The organism is Pyrinomonadaceae bacterium, assembly GCA_036277115.1.
GTDB lineage: Bacteria > Acidobacteriota > Blastocatellia > Pyrinomonadales > Pyrinomonadaceae > UBA11740.
The window spans coordinates 1,297,588-1,318,402 of the sequence record DASUNM010000023.1; the positions used below are offsets into that span (position 1 = coordinate 1,297,588).

General features: G+C 56.3%; 21 protein-coding genes. 8 read left to right on the forward strand and 13 right to left on the reverse strand.

The annotated features are described in order from the left end of the window. Positions 1-20: 20 nt before the first annotated feature. Both VFX97_12310 and VFX97_12315 read left to right on the forward strand, forming a co-directional pair. Positions 21-1,049 carry a sigma-70 family RNA polymerase sigma factor gene (locus VFX97_12310; GenBank protein HEX5703978.1) on the forward strand — a complete coding sequence of 343 codons (1,029 nt, stop codon included), beginning with the start codon at positions 21-23 and terminating at the stop codon, positions 1,047-1,049. A 1-nt stretch (position 1,050) separates the two neighbouring features. Next, positions 1,051-1,467: a zf-HC2 domain-containing protein gene (locus tag VFX97_12315; GenBank protein ID HEX5703979.1), complete on the forward strand. Its 417-nt coding sequence runs from the start codon at positions 1,051-1,053 to the stop codon at positions 1,465-1,467. Here the strand turns inward: VFX97_12315 and VFX97_12320 are convergent. The 3 genes from VFX97_12320 to rpiB all read right to left on the reverse strand — a co-directional run bounded on the left by VFX97_12320 (position 1,464) and on the right by rpiB (position 4,200). Next, positions 1,464-2,336 (reverse strand): POTRA domain-containing protein, encoded by an 873-nt coding sequence (locus tag VFX97_12320; protein HEX5703980.1) that lies wholly within the window; start codon positions 2,334-2,336, stop codon positions 1,464-1,466. The two genes, VFX97_12315 and VFX97_12320, sit on opposite strands and share 4 nt — an antisense overlap. A gap of 41 nt (positions 2,337-2,377) precedes the next feature. Beyond that, positions 2,378-3,688 (reverse strand): serine hydroxymethyltransferase, encoded by a 1,311-nt coding sequence (gene glyA / locus VFX97_12325; protein ID HEX5703981.1) that lies wholly within the window; start codon positions 3,686-3,688, stop codon positions 2,378-2,380. Positions 3,689-3,750: 62 nt separating this feature from the next. Beyond that, entirely contained in the window at positions 3,751-4,200 is a 450-nt protein-coding gene (rpiB, locus tag VFX97_12330; GenBank protein HEX5703982.1) for a ribose 5-phosphate isomerase B, read from the reverse strand. 184 nt (positions 4,201-4,384) lie between these two features. Here rpiB and VFX97_12335 point away from each other — a divergent pair, with 184 nt between their 5' ends. The 3 genes from VFX97_12335 (at position 4,385) to VFX97_12345 (ending at position 8,325) form a co-directional block, all read left to right on the forward strand. Then, positions 4,385-6,133: a proline--tRNA ligase gene (locus VFX97_12335; GenBank protein ID HEX5703983.1), complete on the forward strand. Its 1,749-nt coding sequence runs from the start codon at positions 4,385-4,387 to the stop codon at positions 6,131-6,133. A 163-nt stretch (positions 6,134-6,296) separates the two neighbouring features. Further along, a complete protein-coding gene (locus VFX97_12340) occupies positions 6,297-6,830 on the forward strand; it encodes a hypothetical protein (protein ID HEX5703984.1) in 534 nt (177 codons plus the stop codon). A 22-nt stretch (positions 6,831-6,852) separates the two neighbouring features. After that, complete coding sequence (locus VFX97_12345) at positions 6,853-8,325, forward strand: trypsin-like peptidase domain-containing protein (GenBank protein ID HEX5703985.1); 1,473 nt, start codon at positions 6,853-6,855, stop codon at positions 8,323-8,325. A gap of 255 nt (positions 8,326-8,580) precedes the next feature. On the opposite strand, the gene VFX97_12350 is transcribed toward VFX97_12345, so the two are convergent. From VFX97_12350 to VFX97_12395, 10 genes are all read right to left on the reverse strand, one after another. Beyond that, positions 8,581-8,964 carry a hypothetical protein gene (locus VFX97_12350; GenBank protein HEX5703986.1) on the reverse strand — a complete coding sequence of 128 codons (384 nt, stop codon included), beginning with the start codon at positions 8,962-8,964 and terminating at the stop codon, positions 8,581-8,583. Positions 8,965-9,148: 184 nt separating this feature from the next. Then, complete coding sequence (argB, locus tag VFX97_12355) at positions 9,149-10,051, reverse strand: acetylglutamate kinase (GenBank protein ID HEX5703987.1); 903 nt, start codon at positions 10,049-10,051, stop codon at positions 9,149-9,151. Between the two features lie 100 nt (positions 10,052-10,151). After that, positions 10,152-11,156, reverse strand: coding sequence for an N-acetylornithine carbamoyltransferase (locus VFX97_12360; protein ID HEX5703988.1), 1,005 nt, complete (start codon positions 11,154-11,156; stop codon positions 10,152-10,154). A gap of 3 nt (positions 11,157-11,159) precedes the next feature. Beyond that, a complete protein-coding gene (locus tag VFX97_12365) occupies positions 11,160-11,537 on the reverse strand; it encodes a hypothetical protein (GenBank protein HEX5703989.1) in 378 nt (125 codons plus the stop codon). 47 nt (positions 11,538-11,584) lie between these two features. Further along, positions 11,585-12,781 carry an aminotransferase class III-fold pyridoxal phosphate-dependent enzyme gene (locus VFX97_12370; GenBank protein ID HEX5703990.1) on the reverse strand — a complete coding sequence of 399 codons (1,197 nt, stop codon included), beginning with the start codon at positions 12,779-12,781 and terminating at the stop codon, positions 11,585-11,587. Then, positions 12,778-13,143 (reverse strand): hypothetical protein, encoded by a 366-nt coding sequence (locus tag VFX97_12375; protein ID HEX5703991.1) that lies wholly within the window; start codon positions 13,141-13,143, stop codon positions 12,778-12,780. The genes VFX97_12370 and VFX97_12375 overlap by 4 nt, the downstream gene beginning before the upstream one ends. After that, the gene (gene argC, locus VFX97_12380; GenBank protein HEX5703992.1) at positions 13,140-14,168 is read right to left on the reverse strand and encodes an N-acetyl-gamma-glutamyl-phosphate reductase; all 1,029 of its coding nucleotides are present in this window, start codon (positions 14,166-14,168) and stop codon (positions 13,140-13,142) included. Before argC ends, VFX97_12375 begins: the two co-directional genes overlap by 4 nt. 117 nt (positions 14,169-14,285) lie before the next feature. Further along, on the reverse strand, positions 14,286-15,350 hold the full coding sequence (locus VFX97_12385) for a hypothetical protein (GenBank protein HEX5703993.1): 1,065 nt from the start codon (positions 15,348-15,350) through the stop codon (positions 14,286-14,288). Beyond that, on the reverse strand, positions 15,347-16,546 hold the full coding sequence (locus tag VFX97_12390) for an argininosuccinate synthase (GenBank protein ID HEX5703994.1): 1,200 nt from the start codon (positions 16,544-16,546) through the stop codon (positions 15,347-15,349). The genes VFX97_12385 and VFX97_12390 overlap by 4 nt, the downstream gene beginning before the upstream one ends. Before the next feature lie 48 nt (positions 16,547-16,594). After that, positions 16,595-17,008, reverse strand: a complete 414-nt coding sequence (locus VFX97_12395) for a hypothetical protein (protein HEX5703995.1) — start codon at positions 17,006-17,008, stop codon at positions 16,595-16,597. An 83-nt stretch (positions 17,009-17,091) separates the two neighbouring features. Between VFX97_12395 and argH the strand changes: the two genes are divergently transcribed. The 3 genes from argH to VFX97_12410 all read left to right on the forward strand — a co-directional run bounded on the left by argH (position 17,092) and on the right by VFX97_12410 (position 20,693). Further along, positions 17,092-18,480 carry an argininosuccinate lyase gene (gene argH, locus VFX97_12400; GenBank protein ID HEX5703996.1) on the forward strand — a complete coding sequence of 463 codons (1,389 nt, stop codon included), beginning with the start codon at positions 17,092-17,094 and terminating at the stop codon, positions 18,478-18,480. A 107-nt stretch (positions 18,481-18,587) separates the two neighbouring features. Next, positions 18,588-19,259: an MvaI/BcnI family restriction endonuclease gene (locus tag VFX97_12405; protein ID HEX5703997.1), complete on the forward strand. Its 672-nt coding sequence runs from the start codon at positions 18,588-18,590 to the stop codon at positions 19,257-19,259. Positions 19,260-19,346: 87 nt separating this feature from the next. Beyond that, on the forward strand, positions 19,347-20,693 hold the full coding sequence (locus tag VFX97_12410) for a S8 family serine peptidase (protein ID HEX5703998.1): 1,347 nt from the start codon (positions 19,347-19,349) through the stop codon (positions 20,691-20,693). Positions 20,694-20,815: the final 122 nt, after the last annotated feature.

Below are 20,815 nucleotides of genomic sequence, written 5' to 3' on the forward strand. Positions count from 1 at the left end.
ATTGAGTGCCCCTTCTCCGCGTGACCAATTCGTCTGCTGCACAAGTCCTGGCCGGCTGCGGCGATCAAATCGACGCGATTTATCAGGAGTGCGTTACCGCGAACCCCTCGTTTGGTGTCGCACCAGATGACTTCTCAGCAGCTCTCGCGGGCGCGGTGGAGAAATACGCGGACTGCCTGGGTCCTGGCGGCCGCACCTCAGTGCGCAAGGTTCGACAATTCATCAAGGAGCTTCAACACGCGGATCTCTATCTGGCTCTGGCGTGCGCCCGCGGCAACGAGAGCGCCTGGTGGGAATTCGATCGGCGCTATCGTTCGTTTGTCGAGCGGCTGGCACGGCACTTACTAAACACACGCGCCAACGCGGACGAGGTAATCGATCACATTTATGCGGAATTATTTGGAACGAAGATCGTCGATGGAAACAGGCAGTCGAAATTCAGAACGTACACGGGCCGCGGAACTTTGCAGGGATGGCTGCGCGCGGTCGTTTCGCATGCGGTGATCGATTTTTACCGGCGACGGCAGGACGAGGTCTCGTTGGACAACCTCGAAGAGATCGGCGAGGAACCGAGGATGCGCCATTCGCGCGCGTCGCATGCGCATCGGGCTGAGGAATCAATGTTGGCGAGTGTGGTACGCGAACGTTATCGGACGGCCACGGTGGCTGCGCTGGATCAGGCGCTGGCCACGCTCGACGATCACGAGAAACTCCTGCTGCTGTATTACCACGTAGATGGTTTGAAGCTGCGCGAAATCGCGGGGCTGGTACAGGAACCGATGTCGCCGATCCGCCGCTGGTTTCAGCGACGCGCGCGTTCCGGCCGCGTGCACGAATCGACGGTGATGCGTTGGTTAGAGAAAGCTTATGAGAAGGTCGCGGATCGTTTTGCGGAGGAACTCGCTCACAAGCACCAATTGAGCACCGAGGAGATCGAGATCTGCATGTCAATCGCGACCGAAGATCTGGGTCATGGTCTCAACTTAAAGGCAATGACATCGGGTGAAACGGGTTTTGGCAAAGTAAAAGCCGCCGAAGGAACTTCATAGAGTGACGGCCGAATTAAACAAAAAGGACCGCATGCGGGAGATCGTCGCGCAACGCTTGAAGTCTGTGGCGGTGTTCGAACTGTCGAACCTGCCGGCCGGCGCGCACTTTGATGAAGACTTGATTGCCGCATTCGTCGAAGGCCGTCTGACGGATACCGAATGCAAACCCGTCCTGTCACACCTGGCTGCGTGCGGTTTATGCCGCCGCACTTCGGCGCAGTTTGTTCAGCTCGAAAACCAAATAGATGATGAACCAGTGGAAGCGCCCGAGGAGACCGGCAGACTTGAAGCGCTGTTGTCGCGATTACGCTCGGCGGTTCCATCGGCAAACGATGAGGTTGTGTTTGCGTATAACTCTGAAGAGACGCGCGAGACCGAGGAATCTAATGAAATACCGAACACTCCTAACGGCGACTAATAACCGCGCAAGGTGACATCGCGTCTCGACAGCTTGATGACGACATCAACCAGCTTCTCTTTTTCATCAGTTCGATAATCAACATCTTTGTCTCTGTCGACGCGATTGAACCATCCCGTCTCATTGATTCGCCGGATACTCTCATCAAACGATTTCTGGCTATAGACATCGCCTTCGCGCACCAGCAGTAAATGCCGCACTGCGCTTTCCGGCAAATTGTCACCTTTAAAAGAGATATTCCTCAGCGTGAACTGTTGTCCCTCGTCAACGATGATCTTGAAGTCGACGACACCTTCCGCGTCGCCCGGCTGCGTCCGAAACGTGGGAGCAATTTCGGCGGTGTATTGAATGAAACCTTTGTCGCCATAGATGGCCCTCAGGTCTTCGAATAATGTCTTGGCGATCTTCTCTCCGCTGGGAATGTCGCCGCGCTTCATGCCGAGCATTTTGTGAATCTCGGCTTCGGGCACTTGATTGGCGCCCTCAATTTCCAGATTCCCAACCCGGTAAAGAATGCCCTCGTGAGATTCGATAGTGATAACCACCGCTTGTGCGTCTCGTTGAACTTTTGGTTCGCCAAACCTCGCCTGAAGAAACCCCTGCGATCTTTCGTAATTGGCCACATCACGCAGGCAATATTCAAACACGTCTGAGCGAAAGAGATTGGGGTCGTCCTTTTGGAAACCCGCGATGCATTGCTTGATTTTCGCTGTCAGCAACGATCCGTCGAACAGGCGATTGCCTTCAAATCGTATCTCGGCTATCTCAAGACGAGGGGCTGATGTGGTTGGCGATGTCGATTGCGCGCTAACTCTGGATGCGCCGATCAGAACTAACCCGAAGGCCAAAAGGAAGGTGGCGTTTTTCATCGAAAACTCCTATAGCGGGCAGAATATCGATAATCAGCTTGTTAGAGGGCTGACGCTCCGGAAACGGTTGGCTTCAATCTTTTCGCATACAGCGGAAACTTTGCGGTTAGTTCCGCCACGTCGCGGCGGACTTCATTGCGCACCTGTTCGGATTCCGGTTCGCGAACGATAGCCGCAATCATGCGTCCGATCTCGTGCATCTCCGGTTCTTTCATCCCGCGCGTGGTCACGGCCGGCGTGCCGATACGCAGTCCCGACGCCACGAAAGGCTTGTTCTGATCGAAAGGAATGGTGTTCTTGTTAACGGTGATGTGCGCGTCTTCAAGAGCTTTCTCAGCGACCTTACCGGTAATTCCCTTCCCGTCCATCCACACATCGACAAGCATCAGGTGATTGTCCGTGCCACCTGAGACGATGCGCAGTCCCTGCTCCTGCAATTCCGCCGCCAGCACTTTCGCGTTCGCGAGAATTTGCCGCTGATATTCTTTGAAGTCGTCGCGCAGAGCTTCACCGAAGGCGACGGCCTTCGCCGCGATGATGTGCACTAACGGTCCGCCCTGCACTCCGGGAAACAAACGGCGATCGATCTCTTTCGCGTGTTCGGCTTTGCAGAGAATCAATCCGCCGCGCGGCCCGCGCAGAGTTTTGTGCGTCGTGGTGGTCACATAATCGGCGTGGGGGACGGGTGATGGATGCAGACCGGCGACGACCGGGCCGGCGATGTGCGCAATATCCGCGAACATCCGCGCGCCGACGCTCTTAGCGATCTCGCCAATGCGTTTGAAATCGATAATACGCGGATACGCCGAAGCACCACAGACAAGCAACTTTGGCTTGTGTTCTTCGGCAAGTCGCTGCAATTCGTCGTAGTCAATAGTCTCGGTCTCGCGCGAAACGCCATAGTCGGCGACCTTGTAACTCAAGCCGGAGAAATTCAAAGGATGTCCGTGGGTGAGGTGTCCTCCATGCGACAGATTCATTCCCAAAATTTGATCACCGTACTGGATCGCCGCGAGATAGACAGACATGTTTGCCTGCGCGCCGCTGTGCGGTTGCACATTCGCGTGGTCGGCGCCGAACAATTCCTTGGCGCGATCGATCGCCGCTTGCTCGACAACGTCGGTGTACTCACAGCCTCCGTAGTAACGCTTGCCCGGATAGCCTTCGGCGTACTTATTCGTGAAGACAGAGCCGGCCGCTTCAAGCACTGCTTCACTGACAAAGTTTTCGCTGGCGATTAGTTCCAAGCCATCTGCCTGACGCGCGACTTCATTGTCGATTGCGTTAGCGATCAACGGATCGGTTTCGGCCAGCGGTAGATTAAGAAGATTGGTGTTATTGAATTGACTCATTGAGTCATTGATCCATTGAATCATTGCCAAACCAATGACCAATGAATCAGTGAATCAATGATTCAATGACCCAGTCCCTTTTCGATCTCGCGGATCTTGTCCACCCTTAGTGAGTGCCGGCCGCCGTCGAACTTCGCGGCAAACCACGCGCGAACGATCTTGTCGATTTCGTTGAAAGGCGTGCAGCGAGCGGCCAGCGACAACACGTTGGCATCGTTGTGTTCCCGCGCGAGGCGAGCTACTTCTTCATTCCAGGCGACGGCCGCGCGCACGCCCGGGACTTTGTTCGCCGCAATGGCCATCCCGGTCCCGGAACCACAAACCAGCAGGCCTTGATCGGCCTCACCGCGGGCGACCTTTTCTGCGACTTTGCGGGCGTAGTCGGGATAATCGACGGACTCAGGCGAAACGGTGCCAAGATCCTCAAATTGGATTCCCAGTTCAGTCAGCAGCGGCTTAAGCTGCTCCTTCTCCTGATAACCCGCGTGATCAGCTGCAATCGCGATCTTCATTGTGTTTATCTCAGTTGTTGAAGTTGATGCGATGGTACATCAGCGGTTTCGCGGTCGCAATCAGGCGTTAGAGTACCGACTTCAGTCGGCCTAATTGGCGCGACAAAAAAGCCCGACTAAAGTCGGTACTCTGAACGTCGTCCAAGTTGCGTTGAATGTTTCGCTAAGCGAGAATGCTTCATCTATGCGTTGGTCACAATATTTCATTCCTACTCTGCGTGAAGATCCGGCTGACGCCGAGGTCGTCTCGCACAAGCTTCTCTTGCGCGCCGGTATCATTCGGCAATTATCCGCCGGAATCTATTCGTATCTGCCGCTCGGGCAACGCGTCGTTCTGAAAGTGATGGAGATTCTGCGCGAAGAGATGAATCGCGTTGGCGGGCAGGAGTTCTATCTGCCGGCGCTGCATCCGGCGGAACTTTGGCAGGAATCGGGCCGTTGGAACGCGATTGGTGACGAGATGTTTCGGCTGAAGGATCGCAAGCATGCGGACATGTGCCTCGGCATGACGCATGAAGAAGTGTTCACCTCGATCGCGCGCCACGAAATCCGTTCGTACAAGCAACTGCCGCAAGTTTGGTATCAGATTCAAATCAAGTTTCGCGACGAAGCGCGGCCAAAGTCAGGTCTGATGCGCCTGCGCAGCTTCATCATGAAAGATGCGTACACGTTCGATGTTGATTGGGAAGGGCTCGACAAGTCATTCACAGACCAGCGCGAGGCCTACAAAAGAGTTTTCACGCGCTCTGGAATTCAGTTTTCAATCGTCGAAGCGTCATCAGGTTCAATGGGCGGCAGCGAATCGAACGAGTTCGTCGCGCGCACAGACGCCGGTGAGGATTTGATTGCCAGCTGCTCGAATTGTGATTACGCGGCGAATCTCGAGAAAGCGACATCGCGTTTGGCAACTGTCGCAGACGAACCAGGGCCGGCTGCTCCCGAAGAATTTCCGACGCCGGGCGTGCGCACGATCGAAGACTTGACAACATTTCCCGGTGGCGCGGCGGCGGAGCGGCAGATCAAGACGCTGGTGTACTTCGCGACTCTGAATGACGAACTGACGCCGGTGCTTGCGCTGGTGCGTGGCGATCATCAACTACACGAAGTGAAGTTGAACGATGCGCTTGGATCGACGGCTGCGCGACCGGCGCATCCGGAAGAGATTCGTGAACTGCTTGGCGCGAATGCCGGAAGCCTGGGCGGAGTTCGCGCCAAACAGTTTGCGCGCGGTGGAAACAAGACACTGATAATCATCGCCGACAACGGAATCAAGGGCCGGCGCAACATGACGACCGGCGCCAACAAAGACGAGCATCACCTGCGCGGCGTGGATATTGAGCGCGACATCGAAGTCGACAAGTGGGCCGACTTGCGCGCCGTAAATTCCGGTGAGCCTTGTCCTCGCTGCGAAACCGGCACGCTCGAAGTCTTCAAGGCCATGGAAATCGGCCACATCTTCAAGCTTGGAACAAAGTATTCCGAATCGATGGGCGCGACCGTGCTGACGGCTGATGGTAAGGAAGTTCCCATCGTTATGGGCAGTTACGGCATCGGTGTCGAGCGCATCATCACCGCAGCCATCGAACAAAACCATGACGCGGACGGGATCATCTGGCCGAAGTCACTTACTCCGTTCGACGCGATCGTCACCGTGACGAACATGAAAGACGAGAAACTGCGCGCCGCGGGCGACAAGCTTTATCAAGAGTTGTTCGAGGCCGGCTTGCAGGTTCTGCTAGACGATCGCGACGAGCGCGCGGGCGTGAAATTCAAAGACGCCGACCTAATCGGCATTCCCTATCGCATCACGATTGGCAAGAAGATCGCTGACGGAGCGGTGGAGTTGTTTGACCGTCGCGCGAAGCAGAGTGAAGACGTGAAGCTGGATGAGATCGTGTCACGAGTCCAAAAGCTCGCGTTGTCAGTGTCATAGTGTGGCGTGAGGGAACGCTCCGTAGGAGCGTAATGTTTATAGAACCGCACCACCCACAAGGTTATGAGATGACGCGAAGCGAGTTTCGCTTCGCGTCATCTTAGTTTTGATTTAAATAGCGGCCCTTATATAAATATTTCGTCCCTACGGGACGCTAACACCCATGAACGACGACGCAATTGAAGCAATCGTCGCTCTCATCATAATCATCGGCCTGATACTTGTCGTGGTGACCCCGGTGATCGCGATGTGGATCTACATCTTCTACCAAAACAGCAAGCGCAAAAAGATCGTTCAACGAATCCTTGCCGGCCGAGCCGATGTCATCGGTAATAAACGCTGGTTTCCCGCGCGTTACGCATCACAACAGAAGTTCGATTCCCTCTTGAAATTTTTCCCATGGGACGGGGCGGGCATCGTCATCGTGGTGCCGGGCAGTGTGCTGTTCCTCGGCGAGACCTTTGCGGGCGCTCCCTTAACCCTGCAATTTGCGCCCGGAAATTCGCGCATTAACTGGCTGGGAAAGTGTCCCTGGCCGAACGGTATGATCTCGTGGTTTCGCTTTGACACCGCCGATCAACAGCACTACTTCAGCTCAGAAACCGGCGTAATGATTTTCGGTTCGCACCAGACCACAAAAGCAATCTACGATGAAGCCAACCGCAACTTTGGCGCTCCCGCCGCGCAAAACCTCTGAGTGCGCGATATACTAAGCGCGAATGAAAGCAGTAACCCGCGTGCGTTTTTCCCTTATCGCCATTTTCGTCGTTATCGCCGGCTTGTGTTCGGCAAGTGAAATACGCGCGCAGGACCAACTGCCCGAATTGGTGCGCCGCATCAAGCCCTCCGCGGTAGCCATTGAGACATTCGACGCGCGCGGCGAAAAACTTTCTCGCGGCAGCGGATTCTTCATCGACTATGATCGCGTCGTTACCAATCGGCACCTGATCGACGGCGCTCACCGGGCCGAAGTTCATTTAACCTCCGGTAGCAATTTTCCCGTCCGCAGTGTCCTCGCCGTCGATGCTGAAGGAGACGTCGCGCTGTTGAGAGTCGATGCGCCGCGACAACTCGTGCGGCCGTTGCCGCTCGATCGGACTTCGCCTCAGGAAGGTGAAAGCATCGTTGTCATCGGCAATCCTTTTGGCCTGGAAGGCAGTGTGACAAACGGGATCGTTTCCGCGGTGCGCGACATCCCCGGCTTTGGCCGCATCATTCAAATCACGGCGCCGATTTCTCCGGGCTCAAGCGGCAGTCCGGTCGTCAACATGCATGGACAGGTGATTGGCGTCGCGACTCTGCAAGTCACTGGCGGCCAAAGCGTCAACTTCGCCATTCCTTCGGATCGCATAGCACAGCTGGATCGCTCAGCCAGCTCGCAACCTAACCAGAGTGTGTCGCTCGGTGAATTGGTGGCCGCGACCAGTCGCAACAAACGCGCGCGCGCCGTTGAGTTCTTCCGCAACGGTCTGACGTTTCTATCTAGAGACGATTGCCAGGGCGCGCTGCCCTATTTTCAGAAAGCGACTGAGGCCGACAGTGGCTACGCGGAAGCCTGGGCGCAAACCGGCTTCTGTCACGAGAAGTTACTTCGTCACGCTGAGGCCATCGAAGCGTCGAAAAAAGCCGTCAGCATTCGACCGACGGCTGAGTCTTATTTCAACATCGGTCTCGCTAATTTTTACCTGAAGCAATATCGTGAAGCGGAATCAGCGTATCGTCAGGCGATAAAGCTCGATCCGTACAATGCTGCGGATGCGTACTATGCGCTGGGACTCACGTATCGCGATGCAGGACAGTTCGATGATGAAGTGGGCGCTTACAAAAACGCCATTCGTCTGCGGCCGGATTACGCGAGCGCGTACGATCGCCTCGCCCAACGGTACTTGCAGATGAAGAAGTACACCGAGGCCATCGAAGCGTTCAAACAACTCTCTATGCTGAAGCCGGGTGATGCGAATGCGCAGAACAGCCTGGGGGAAGCCTACGCCGCCGCCGCGAAGAACGAAGAAGCCACCGAAACCTTTCGCCAGGCAATTCGTCTCAAGCCTGACTTTGGCAAGGCTTATTACAATTTAGGCAAGATTCTGTTGGCGAGCGGCGCGCGCGATGCGGCCATCGAGCAATATAACGTTCTGCAAGGTCTGGATGAGGACTGGGCCGAGAAACTCCGCAACTTAATCTATCCCTGACCCTAAAGCGATACGCACGCTTCCAGCTTGCAGCACGCGTGACGCATTGCGTATCCAAAAAAAATCGAGGCCGGATTGCGCTCTCCCCTTCACAACCCGGCCTCAACCCACGGTCATCTTGCGACAACCGAATTCAATTTGTTTTCAACCAGCCTGACTCTTCCTGGTTAAGCGAGGCCGGATTGCGCTCTCCCCTTCACAATCCGGCCTCAACCCACGGTTGTCTCGCGACAACCGAACTCAATCTTCAAGCCGTTAGCGGCGATAACCGCGATTACGAATCTTGTACGTGTACAGAGCCGAACCGCCCGCCCCCAGAAGCGCTCCGATGAGAGCACCCTTTTTGCCGCCGGTCATTGCGCCAATTGCGACGCCGGCGCCCGTCCCCGCGGCCACGGTCAGCTTGTCGCGGTGTCTGCTCCAGACACTTCGGTTCCGGTTGTTGTAATCGTAGTAACTGCGGTTGTCGTAGTAGCCGCTATTGTCGTAATAAGCGCGATTGCTGCGGTATGTCCGCGAGCTGTAGGTTCGTGAATCGCAGCTCTGGCTCTCAACCCGCCGTCTGCGTTGCGCGAATGTCGGCGCTGCCATGGTCGCCAGAATCGCTGTAGTGATAATGAATGCGAATAACTTCTTCATGAAACGCCCTCCGGCTGAAGCGAATGGCAATGGTTGTGCCATGACCGGCTGGCGACGTCCGAAGACGCAAACGGCTGAAATTTAAGGAAAAACTGTGATGTTCAGGCGAGTGAACGACGTGCGAGCGGGAGGACTTACGATATCGTTTCAGGCGCTACCGCAAATGGAATAGAAATGCGGCGGCCTAAGCGACGATCATCGTGCCGGTGCCTTCATTGGTGAAAACTTCGGCCAACAACGCATTACGATAGTTGCCGTTGATAATGTGAGCGCTGCGGACGCCCCGGCGCAGGACGTCGATAATGTTCTGGAGCTTAGGGACCATTCCGCCCGTCGCCGCGCCGTTCCTGATGAGTTCTTCTGCTTCATCGGCGGTCATCCGCGACAGCTTGGTTTTGGCCTCGCCCGCCGGGAGATAGATTCCATCGACGTCTGAGAGCAGAACCAGCTTCTCGGCATCAAGTTGAATGGCGATCTCGGAAGCAATCGTGTCGGCATTGATGTTGAAAACCTTGCCTTCAGCGTCTGCGCCGAGCGAAGAAATCACCGGCAGGTAGTCGTGGTCGAGGAGCACCTTCAGGAGCTTTGAATCGATTTCGAGAATGTCACCGACGTGGCCGAAATCAACGTGGGCGCTTTCACCTGTCGCGCGATCGACAATTTCTTTTGGTGGGCGTCGTTCGGCATGAACGATGTTTCCGTCTACACCGGAAAGCCCGACCGCGTGTGTGCCACGATGCCGTAACGCCGCCAGAATATTCGTATTAATTGTGCCGGCGAAGACCATCTTTGCCATCTCCAGCGTCTCGTCGTCGGTAACGCGACGGCCTTCGATTATCGTCTGCGCGACTCCCATCTTCTCCGCCAGCTGGCTAAGTTGCTTCCCGCCTCCATGAACAACGCAGATGCGAATTCCGACCTGATGGAGCAGTGCGAGCTCTTCCGCCAATGAGAGTAGCTGCTCGCGATCTTCGGTGACTTTGCCTGAGAACTTCACGACAAACGTCTTGCCTTTGAAGCGCTGAATGTACGGCAGTGCTTCGCGCAACAGATCGAGTCTTAATTGGCTGTCAACGAATTGGTTCATTTGTTCAGTGACTTATAGTAATGAAGTCAGTACCACCCGCGTGAGCGGGTGGGTCATTGAGCCTTTATCCCATGTGGTTACGCAGATGGTACTGACCTCATTACGGCTCAATCAATCTTTTCAATATTGCTTTCTGCACGTGCAAACGGTTCTCGGCTTCGTCAATTACCACGGACGCCGGCGAATCAATCACGCCATCCGTCACAATCACATTCCGCCGTACCGGCAAACAATGCATGAAGATGGCGTCGTTTGTGCGTGCCATCTTCGCTTCATCAACAATCCAAAGGCCGCGATACTGCTCGCGCTCGGCGACGTCTTGTTCAGGCGCGCCGTAGAACTTTTTGCTGCCCCAACTCTTTGCATAAACAACTTCGACATCTTCGAATGACGCGTCGATGTCGTTTGAAAGTGTGACCGTGCCGCCTGCTGATGCCGCCTGCTGTCTGATTTTCTCCATCAGTTCATCATCAAGGTCGTAGCCTGATGGGTGCGCGATCGTCAGATCGTGTCCCATTTGCGCGGCTGCCAAAGCAAAACTGTTCGGCACCGCCATCGGCAGAGGCTTCGGATGCCAGGCCCACGTTAGCAAAACCTTCTTGCGATCGGAGCCGAGCTTCTCGCGAATCGTCATCATGTCGGCCAAAGCCTGACACGGATGATGCATCGCGGATTCGAGATTGATAATCGGCACGTCAGAATACTTTGCGAACGCATTCAGAACCGGATCAGTCCTCTCTTCGTCCCAATTCTTAAGCGCGGCGAAAGTCCGCACGCCGATGGCGACGCAGTAGCGCCCGAGCACGCGCACAAACTCCGCCACGTGCTCAGTCTTGTCCGAATCCATCACCACGCCTTCGCGATGTTCCAGCGTCCAACTGGTGCCGCCCGGCTCAAGCACCACGGCGTTCCCGCCGAGTTCGTAAATCCCAACTTGCATCGACGCTCGCGTCCGCAGACTGGGATTGAAAAAGACGAGCGCCACCGAGCGACCGGCCAGGGCCTGGTTACGGTCCTCGCCCGTCTTAAATCGAACCGCCGATTCGATCAGCGCTTCAAGTTCCCCGGCCGGCCAGTCGCCGGTTTTTAAAAAATCGCGAGGCATCCGTCAGCGGCTCTCCTTCGCGCGCGGTCGCGCGGCAAATTTGATCAGGCCGTAGATACTGATGAGCAGCCAAAACGCCTCGACCAGAAACGCTGAGAGGTTAAAGCGGTAAAGCAGCGAAATCAGAACCAGCAAAGCTCCCACGCCGTTCATCAGCGAATAGCTGAGATCGCTGCTGCGAATTTTTTCGGCTTGCAGCAACAGGTAGCCCACGACCATCAGCGCGACGCCGATGTTTCCTGCCAGGTCGTACCACGCGTAATCCATATTCAAAGCGGCTTTGCCGCGCTGCAGTGCGGAAAGGCTAAGCCTTTCCGGAATCTGCCATTCTTCTTCTTCGCCGAGGCTCAGCCTCGGCGAAATGGTTAAAGCTAGCGTCACGGTAAGGCAGAGCCTTACCGCACTGTGCTGCGGCAAAGCCGCTAAAGTCACGTCGCGCTTAACACGCTTCCGAGTGCGTCAACAAACAGGTCAACTTCAGACTTCATCAAACACAACGGCGGCAAGAGCCGCAATACTTTCGGATCGCTCGATGTGCCCGTTATGATTCGTCGATCGAGCAGCGCTTCATGAACCGCCTTCGCGTTTTCTTTGAACTCAATACCGAGCAGGAATCCCAAGCCGCGAACCTTCACTACCTGCTTAGCATCGTTAAGCCGCTCGCGCAGATATGCTTCGACCTTGCGAACGTTGTCCAGCATTCGATCGTTTTCGATTGCTTCAAGCGTCGCGCTGACCGCCGCCATCGCTATCATCCCGCCACCGAAGGTTGTGCCCAGATCATTTTCTTTAATGTGCGAAGCGATTTTGTCGGTGACGAGGCACGCGCCCACCGGAATACCGCTGCCGAGCGCCTTGGCGAGCGTGATGATATCCGGCGTCACTCCGGCGCCCGCCTCGCTGCCGGCAAAAAACCATTGCCCTGTGCGACCCACGCCCGTCTGGACTTCGTCGTAAATAAGAACAATCCCACGCTCGTTGCACAGCTCACGCAACGCCTGGAAGAAAGACGCTTGGGCCATCCGCACGCCGGCCATCGACTGGATCGGTTCCAGCATGATTGCAGCGACAGAATCATCGGCGAGCGCTCGAACGGAACCGATGTCTCCGAATTCAGCTTCTAAATGGCCCGGCACGTTTGGCTTTCCCAACTCACGATACTTGCCGAGAAAAGTCGCACTGATCGCGTCAGCCGTCCGCCCATGAAATCCACCGCCGAAAGTAATAATGTTTTCGCGGCCTGTCGCCATGCGCGCCATGCGCATCGCATTCTCGTTCGCTTCAGTTCCGGAGTTACAGAAGAACGCTTTGGTAAGCGCGTCCGGAGCAATTGAAACCAGCTTCTCTGCCGCACGCGCGCGGCTTTCCGAATAAACGAGATTCGAATAGAAGAGCAGATCGTCGGCCTGTTGTTTAATTGCGCCCACGACATGCGGATGGCAATGACCCGTGCCCGCGACCGCGTGGCCGCCGTACAAATCGAGATAGCGCTCGCCGTTACTCGCGTAGATCCAACAGCCCTCGCCCCGCTCCGCGACGATCGGCATTTTCTTGTACGTCGCGACCTGATACTGCTCTTCAAGCGCCGGCACGTCCTTCAGATTGATGGTTTTCTCTGCCTTCATCCCACTCTCGCTCCGTTCGGCACCTGCTTTTCAGGAATCGCCAACGCGGGGACCAGTCCATCCGCATAGCCGATATCGAACAGCATTCCTTCGGACACTTCACCCAGCATTTTCTTTGGCGCAAGATTCACGACAAATAACGCCTGGCGTCCCTCAATCTCCCTGGGGTTGTCGCGCTCCTGCTTCATTCCGGCGAGTATCGAACGACGATGATCACCAAAGTCCACCGTCAGCTTTACAAGCTTGTCCGACCCTGCAACATCAATGACCGAGACAATCGTGCCCACGCGGACATCGATTCGTTCGAGATCGGCAAACGCGATCTGCGGCTTAATAGCAGCCGTCCTAAACTCGTCACTCATGGATTTGTTCCGATCAGCATCAATCCGGTCTCTTCATCCAACCCGAACATCAGGTTCATGTTTTGCACCGCCTGCCCCGCAGCGCCTTTCACCAGGTTGTCGAGAGCGCTGAACACGACAAGCTGTCGACCGCGTGTGGCAAAGCCAATGTCGCAAAAGTTCGTCGTCTTGACCCAATTGATGTCCGGCGAGCTGTCCACGAATCGAACGAAGAACGAGTCGCGATAGAAGTCTGCAAACAGATCACGCGCCTCGGTAATCGAGACTTCCTTTTTTAGTTCGCAGTAGATGGACGCGAAGATGCCGCGCGCCACCGGCAGCGAGTGCGTCATGAAAATGAGTTCGTCGTTCCAATCGCCGATTGATTTCAGCTCCTGCTCGATTTCCGGTACGTGTTGATGCGTAAACGGCTTGTAGGCGTAGAACGAAGTGCTCCGCTGCGGATGATGTGTGTTCCCCGCGGCTTTGGCGCCGGAACCAGACGAGCCTGTCTTCGCATCGACGATCACTCGAGACGTCAGGAGATTGTTCGCCACCAGCGGCGCCAATCCCAGCAATGTTGCCGTCGCGAAACAACCCGGGTTCGCTACGCGATTCGCGTTCCTGAGCGCTTCGCGATTTGTTTCCGTCAGGCCGTAAACGAACTCTGACTGCGCCGTCATTGCGCTCTGTTCGAAGCCGTAATGTTTGGCGAAGACTTCCGAGTCGCTGAGGCGGAAGTCACCCGACAAATCGATTACCTTCACAGGCGCAGGCAGCCCCGGCGCGATATTCATTGCCTGACCGTGCGGCAAAGCGAAGAACGCACAATCCAGATCCGGAAGTTCTTGCACATCAGCAGGTGCTTTTATGAATTTCAGATCTGTCAGGCCAAGCAGGTTTTTGTGCACCTCACCAACAGCTTTGCCCGCGTGCTCGTTCGCGGTGACGAACCGAATGTCGGCATGCGGATGCTGCAGCAGAATGCGCAGCAATTCCGAGCCGCCATAGCCTGAGCCACCAAAGATGCCGATCTTAAGTTTCATGTTCGTTATTTGGAGTGCGACGGCAGAGCGTAGCGGCGACGGCGCTTTGGATTCGGGCGCGCAACCACGCTTGTAAGCGTTTAGCCGAAGACTTTCGGCTCACTCAATCAATGCCATCTAAACCAAAGCGTCGCCGCTACGCTCTGCCGGCGCACTCCTAACTTTGTCTTTGACTACATCCCAAAGCTTCGCGCCATTTCGCCTCACATTCGCTGCCGGCACACCGAACTCGCGCTCGATGTAGTCTTCGCCCATTTGCGAATCGGTGACTGAGCCGGCCACGAGATCGACGTTCATGCCGCGCCGGCGCAACAACTCGATTCCACCCCACGCAGCCACATAATCAGACGCGCAGAAAACCAGCGCCGCAATCGCTGCGCGCAACTCGTCGTCTTCGAAAATCGACTCGACCGAGTAACCACCAAGTATTCCGTCACCGAGTTCGATCACAATCAAATCCGGCGCGCTTTCGTTCAGCCGCGAGATGATCGACTTCGCGACGGGCGCCAAATCGCCCGCGCCGACGGTTGACGGCAAACCACAATCGAGAAAGCTGGCGGTGGCAATCGCGCCATGGTCCTGCATGTTCAGCGTGTCGCGGAGACAGGCGACGCCGGAAAGTTTCGCGGCCGCGATGCGCAGCCCAGCACGCGTGCCCAACTGAATAATTTCCGTCGCCGCGTACGTCTTGCCGCTGTTCATGCACGCACCCGCGATGACAACAAGCGGCGCGGTCGGCCCCAGAGTGTCTCGCGCAGGCAGCGCCACATCAGCGATGTTTTGGATTGAGCCGCCACCGTTTACAGCAAGGCCAAGCACCTCAACTTTGATCGCGTCATTCAGACTCGAGTGATGGCCACTGCATTGCCCAATTACTCCGCCAAGATTCAGAAGGTGAAGTTCATGTCCGGCTTTCACCGTCTCAGGCACATCGCCGACGAAGCCTTTCAGCGCGCGGCGACGACCCAGCACGCCGGCGACGACATCGCCCGGATTAACTTTCGCCAACCTGCCGGTCGGCAGCTCGAGCATGTTGTACGTCGCGTTGTCAGTGAGCGCGCGCACGACGACTACGTCGCCGGCTCGTGCCGTGCCATTCGACGGAACGATGGTCACCGTGCGAGCCAAATTGAGCGGCGACGTCGCTGATCCGATCTTGTCTATTTCGATAGTTTGTTTCATCGCCCACCTCCCAGTCGCAAGCGCAGCGCATTCAGCTTGATGAATCCTTCCGCGTCGCGTTGGTTGTAAACCGTGTCCGCTTCAAAGGTCGCAATGCGCTCGTCGTAGAGCGAATGTGGCGAACGGCGACCGGCGACAATTACATTTCCGCGATACAGCTTCAGCCGCACGTCACCCGTTACAGCAACCTGGGTCTCGTCGATCATCTTGCGCATCAAGTCGAATTCGGGCGCAAACCAAAAGCCGTAATAAACATTTTCGGCGAACTTAACTCCGAGCGAATCCCGCAAGTGCATCACCTCACGATCCATCGTGATGGATTCCAAAGCGCGATGCGCGGTCTGCAAGATCGTCACGCCCGGCGTTTCATACACGCCGCGTGACTTCATGCCTACGAACCGATTCTCAACCAGATCGACGCGGCCTATTCCGTGCACGCCGCCCATTTCGTTCAGCTCTGAAAGCAGCGAAACCGGATCCAACTGTTCGCCATTCACGGAAACCGGCTCGCCTTTTTCAAATCCAATCTCAACATACTCGGCCTCATCTCTGGCGCGTTCGGGCGACACCGTCATCTGGAAGATGTTCTCGGGCGGTTCCGCCCAGGGGTCTTCGAGAATCCCTCCTTCGTAAGAAACATGCATCAGGTTCCTATCGGTCGAGTACGGTTTATCGATCGTCGCCGTCACCGGGATTCCATAGCTCTCGGCGTAAGCAATCAGATCTGTGCGGCCGCCGAACTCCCACTCGCGCCAGGGCGCAATGACTTTGATATCAGGCTGCAACGCGTAGTAAGTGAGTTCGAACCGCACCTGGTCATTTCCCTTGCCGGTCGCGCCGTGAGCCACCGCGTCGGCGTTTTCCTGACGGGCGATCTCAATCTGGCGCTTCGCGATTACGGGCCGAGCCAACGAAGTGCCCATCAAATACACGCCTTCATAAACGGCGTTCGCTTTGACGGATGTCCACACGTAATCGCGCACGAACTCTTCGCGCAGGTCCTCGATGTACAACTTCGAGGCACCGGTCGCCTTGGCCTTTTCTTCGAGCCCGTCCATCTCAGCGCCCTGACCAACATCGGCGCAGTAGCAGACGATCTCGCACTGATACTTCTCTTTCAGCCAGTGCAGCATGATCGACGTGTCGAGCCCACCCGAGTAGGCCAGAACGATCTTATTTATTGTTTTGCTAGTCATCTCTTCGTGATGTCAGTAGTCGTCAGTGGTCTGTGGTAACTGACTGACCTACCCAAACATCTCCCAAATCTTTTTCATCGCTGTGCGCTGTGATTTCTGATCGTGTGTCGCAATGAAGATTGTGTCTTCGCCGGCCAGCGTGCCGACAATCTCTTCAATCGCGGCGTCGTCAATCTCGACGGCGACCGAGGAAGCCCGCCCGGGCAAACACTTCGCAATCACCAGCACGTCACCGGCAATGTCCAAACTGACCAACCCGCGCGCCGCGTCGCCATTCGCCTGTGGCAGCGCGTAAAACCCGTGATGCTTGACGACGCCGAGTTCATCCAGATCGCGCGAGACGCTGGATTGCGTCGCCGGCACGCCCGAACGCTCGAGTTCCGCGCGAAGCGCCTCCTGCGTGCCAATGCGCTTCGCCCGAATAAGATTTAGAATGCGCTTCTGTCGTTCTCGCTTTATCATCGCGAAGGCCGCCGGTTCTTCAGACGCTTGCTAATGCACAATAGTTGCATTTTATTCGCATAGCTGCATAAACTACAGGAATTATGCACGATGGTCAATCGCAGAAACTGTGGGGAGGCCGCTTCACCGGGCAGGCGGATCGCGGGTTTGCCGAATTCAATCAGTCGTTTTCGTTCGACCGCCGGCTATTCGAAGCGGACGTGCGGGCCAGCATTGCGCATTGCGAAGGCCTGTTCAGCGCCGGCGTCCTGACGGCTGCTGAAGCCGAACAGATCAAATCCGCTCTCCACGGAATCGGCGAAGCGGGGAAAACGAATCCGAATTATTTCGAAGAGCTACCGTCGGAGGATGTGCATTCGTTTGTTGAAGCTCGGCTGGTGCAGATGATCGGCGACGCCGGCCGCAAGCTGCACACGGGCCGCAGCCGGAACGATCAAGTGGCAACTGATCTGCGTCTCTGGCTGCGCGACGAAATTGATGGACTGCACGATTCGCTGCGCGACACTGGGGTTGCTCTGCTTGATTTCGCGGAAGCCAATCAAAAGGTCGTGCTTCCCGGTTACACTCACCTGCAAAGGGCCCAACCAATTCTGTTGGCACACTGGTGTCTCGCTTACTTCGAAATGTTCGCGCGCGACCGCGATCGGCTTGCGGACGTTCGTGAACGAGTTAACGTGCTGCCACTCGGTTCCGCCGCCCTGGCGGGAACCTCTTATGCAATCGATCGCGAGGCCGTCACCCTCGCGCTTGGATTCGACTCAGTCTCACGGAACAGCCTGGATGCGGTCAGTGATCGCGACTTCGTCATTGAGTTCGTCAGCATGGCGTCGCTAACCATGATGCATCTCTCGCGCTTGGCCGAAGACATCATTCTCTACTCGACAACGGAATTTGGATTTTTCGAATTAGGCGACGCGGTAGCCACGGGTTCAAGCCTGATGCCTCAAAAGAAGAATCCCGATTCGATGGAACTGGTGCGCGGAAAAGCGGGACGGGTCTTTGGCCATCTCAACTCCTTGTTGACGACGATGAAAGGTTTGCCGCTCGCCTATAACAAAGACATGCAGGAAGACAAAGAGGCGCTGTTCGACACAGTTGATACGTTAAGCGCCTGCCTCGCGGTCACCGCGACCGTGCTGCGAAACATCCGTGTGAACCAGGTTCGCGCGCGCGAATCCGCAACCCGCGGCTACCTCAATGCGACTGAACTGGCGGATTATCTCGTGAGCAAAGGCCTGGCGTTTCGCGAAGCGCATGAAACTGTCGGACGAATGGTGATGCACGCGATGGCGCGCGGAGCAGAGTTGGATCAACTTACGATTGATGAAATGAAATCCTTTGCGCCTGCAATCGAAGATGACGTCTTCGAATCGCTTTCACTTGAAAGAACACTCGCATCCAAATCACAGATCGGCGGCACCTCGCCGGAGCGTGTCGCCGCGGAGCTTCAATCAGCCCGAGCCCGGTGCTGACTTTCTCCCCCCTCTCCGCATGCGGAGAGGGGGTCGGGGGTGAGGACGTGACGCGCGTTACCCCACCCTAACCCTCCCCGCAGGCGGGGAGGGAGACGTCTCACATCATGTTCTTCCTTACGACTGAAACACTCGATCGCAAAGAGGCCATCCGCCGGTTAAACCTTATCGTCGGCAAGGATCTGCGCGCGATGGCCGACGAATACCAGATTGCAGTCTGGAAGAACGGCCGGAAGAACAAAGGATGGGCAGGTCTGGTGCTCGAACGCTACCTCGGGCTGGCGCAAAACTCGCGGCAGGCGCCGGACTTCGGCAACTGGGATTTGAAGCTCGTGGCACTGCACTATGCGCGCGACGGCTCGCTCCGCGTCAAAGAATCGATGGCTATCACCATGCTCGAGCCGACCGAAATGCTCGGCAGCAAGTTCGAGGACAGCCACTTGTATGACAAGCTGCGGAGTTTGGTGGCAGTCGGACGAATCTACGAAAGTGCGGAAGAAAAACGTTCGATCCTGCACTCGGCGGCTGAGTTCGATCTCGATAATCCTAAGATTCGTGACCAGGTCGTGGCAGATTACGAAACGATTCGTGCGCAAATTCGGAGCGCTGGAATCGAATCCGTCACCGGAAACCTGGGTAAGCTGGTGCAGGCGCGGACGAAAGGCCCCGGCCACGGCAGCACTTCGCGCGCCTTCTACGCGCGGCCGGTTTTCGTCGCGCACATTCTGAATTTGCAAAAGCTGGCGCGGATGCCCAGAGTATTTGGGGACTCTGTTTGACTGGAGCGCAAGCGTCCCCGCTTGCAGCGTACGATCTCTCCGCGGCGTGCAAGCGAGACGCCTGCGCTCCAGTCTTAAACCTTACAAATGACTGAGACGGAATCATTACTTGAGGCGGAACTCGCGAAAACCTGTTCGCTCTGCGACCGGATGGCCCAGGGGCCCATTCTTTCAGTGAATGTCCTGCCTGAAAACATCCGCTCGATCCTGCAATCGAACGCAAAGAATGCCGAGACGATCTGCGCGCGCTGTATTGAACTGTTCACGCGAGCACAACGGCAGATCGAGTCGCATCAGACAGTGTTCGAACAAAACGCTTTCGTTTTGCCGACGCCGCTGCGCATGGATGCCGATGAACGCTTCACCGGCCGCGGCGTCACGATGGCGTTTCTGGACTCGGGTTTCTACGCGCATCAGGACCTGATCGAACCACGAAAACGAATCGTTGCTTACCACAGCCTTTTCGCCACAGATGGCGACGAAACGTCACTGCACACGGCCGATGTCGCCAGCTGGCACGGCATGATGACCTCGGTAGTCGCGGCCGGCAGCGGCGCGCTTTCGGACGGCGTTTACCGCGGCATCGCGTCAGAAGCCGACTTAGTCCTGGTGAAGATCGGTTTGACCGGAAGAATCTCAGAGGACCAAATTCGCCGGGGTCTCGAGTGGGTTTTGGAGCACCGCGAACAACACAACATCAGGGTCGTGAATATCTCCGCGGGCGGTGACTTTGATGAAAGTTACTTAACGAACGAGCTTTCGCAAACAGTCGAAGCATGCGCGCGTAAAGGTCTGACTATCGTTTGCGCGGTTGGCAACGCGGGCCACATTCCCGGTCATCCCGTTTTGCCACCCGCGAGTGCGCCATCGTGCATCGCGGTCGGTGGGCTCGACGATCAAAACTCAACGGATCGCGCGCGGCGCGGAATGTATCGCTCGTCCTACGGTCCAACAATTGATGGATTCCAAAAGCCCGAGGTCATCGCGCCGGGCATCTGGGTCGCGGCGCCGATCCTGCCGCACACGCCGACGGCTGAGGAAGCCGAGTTGTACGGGAAACTCGATGCGGCAACGGACGAAGACTTGCCGGACTTGATCGCCGCGAATCGTGGCGTCGACAAAGATCTCGATCAGGCCGCCAGCCTGCGCCTACCCTTGTTGCGCCAGCTAATCACCATCAAGCTGCGCGAAGGCAACGTCATCAATGAACATTACAAGTACGTCGATGGAACGTCGTTCGCCGCGCCCATCGTTTCGGCAATTATTGCGTGCATGTTGGAAGCGAATTCGAAGCTGACGCCGCAGCAAATCAAGCGAATACTCATTGGCACGGCCGAACGAGTGCCGGACGTCGAAGTCGATCGGCAGGGCTGGGGCGTGGTAAACGCGCGGCGCGCCGTTGAAGTGGCCACAGAGTTAGGGGGTAGAGGTTAGGGTTTCAGATGCTGGAGTGAGACAACTTCCCTCACACACACTTATTCAAGAATTGGGTTTTGCCTGCTGTATTACTGGAGTCTGACCGTATCTACACCAAAATCGCCACACCCTACACCTCA

Coding starts and splice junctions, on each gene's coding strand:
- VFX97_12320 (HEX5703980.1), bottom strand. CDS start 2,336: ATGAAAAACGCCACCTTCCTTTTGGCCTTCGGGTTAGTTCTGATCGGC.
- glyA (HEX5703981.1), bottom strand. CDS start 3,688: ATGAGTCAATTCAATAACACCAATCTTCTTAATCTACCGCTGGCCGAA.
- rpiB (HEX5703982.1), bottom strand. CDS start 4,200: ATGAAGATCGCGATTGCAGCTGATCACGCGGGTTATCAGGAGAAGGAG.
- VFX97_12335 (HEX5703983.1), top strand. CDS start 4,385: ATGCGTTGGTCACAATATTTCATTCCTACTCTGCGTGAAGATCCGGCT.
- VFX97_12340 (HEX5703984.1), top strand. CDS start 6,297: ATGAACGACGACGCAATTGAAGCAATCGTCGCTCTCATCATAATCATC.
- VFX97_12345 (HEX5703985.1), top strand. CDS start 6,853: ATGAAAGCAGTAACCCGCGTGCGTTTTTCCCTTATCGCCATTTTCGTC.
- VFX97_12350 (HEX5703986.1), bottom strand. CDS start 8,964: ATGAAGAAGTTATTCGCATTCATTATCACTACAGCGATTCTGGCGACC.
- argB (HEX5703987.1), bottom strand. CDS start 10,051: ATGAACCAATTCGTTGACAGCCAATTAAGACTCGATCTGTTGCGCGAA.
- VFX97_12360 (HEX5703988.1), bottom strand. CDS start 11,156: ATGCCTCGCGATTTTTTAAAAACCGGCGACTGGCCGGCCGGGGAACTT.
- VFX97_12370 (HEX5703990.1), bottom strand. CDS start 12,781: ATGAAGGCAGAGAAAACCATCAATCTGAAGGACGTGCCGGCGCTTGAA.
- VFX97_12375 (HEX5703991.1), bottom strand. CDS start 13,143: ATGAGTGACGAGTTTAGGACGGCTGCTATTAAGCCGCAGATCGCGTTT.
- argC (HEX5703992.1), bottom strand. CDS start 14,168: ATGAAACTTAAGATCGGCATCTTTGGTGGCTCAGGCTATGGCGGCTCG.
- VFX97_12385 (HEX5703993.1), bottom strand. CDS start 15,350: ATGAAACAAACTATCGAAATAGACAAGATCGGATCAGCGACGTCGCCG.
- VFX97_12390 (HEX5703994.1), bottom strand. CDS start 16,546: ATGACTAGCAAAACAATAAATAAGATCGTTCTGGCCTACTCGGGTGGG.
- VFX97_12395 (HEX5703995.1), bottom strand. CDS start 17,008: ATGATAAAGCGAGAACGACAGAAGCGCATTCTAAATCTTATTCGGGCG.
- argH (HEX5703996.1), top strand. CDS start 17,092: ATGCACGATGGTCAATCGCAGAAACTGTGGGGAGGCCGCTTCACCGGG.
- VFX97_12405 (HEX5703997.1), top strand. CDS start 18,588: ATGTTCTTCCTTACGACTGAAACACTCGATCGCAAAGAGGCCATCCGC.
- VFX97_12410 (HEX5703998.1), top strand. CDS start 19,347: ATGACTGAGACGGAATCATTACTTGAGGCGGAACTCGCGAAAACCTGT.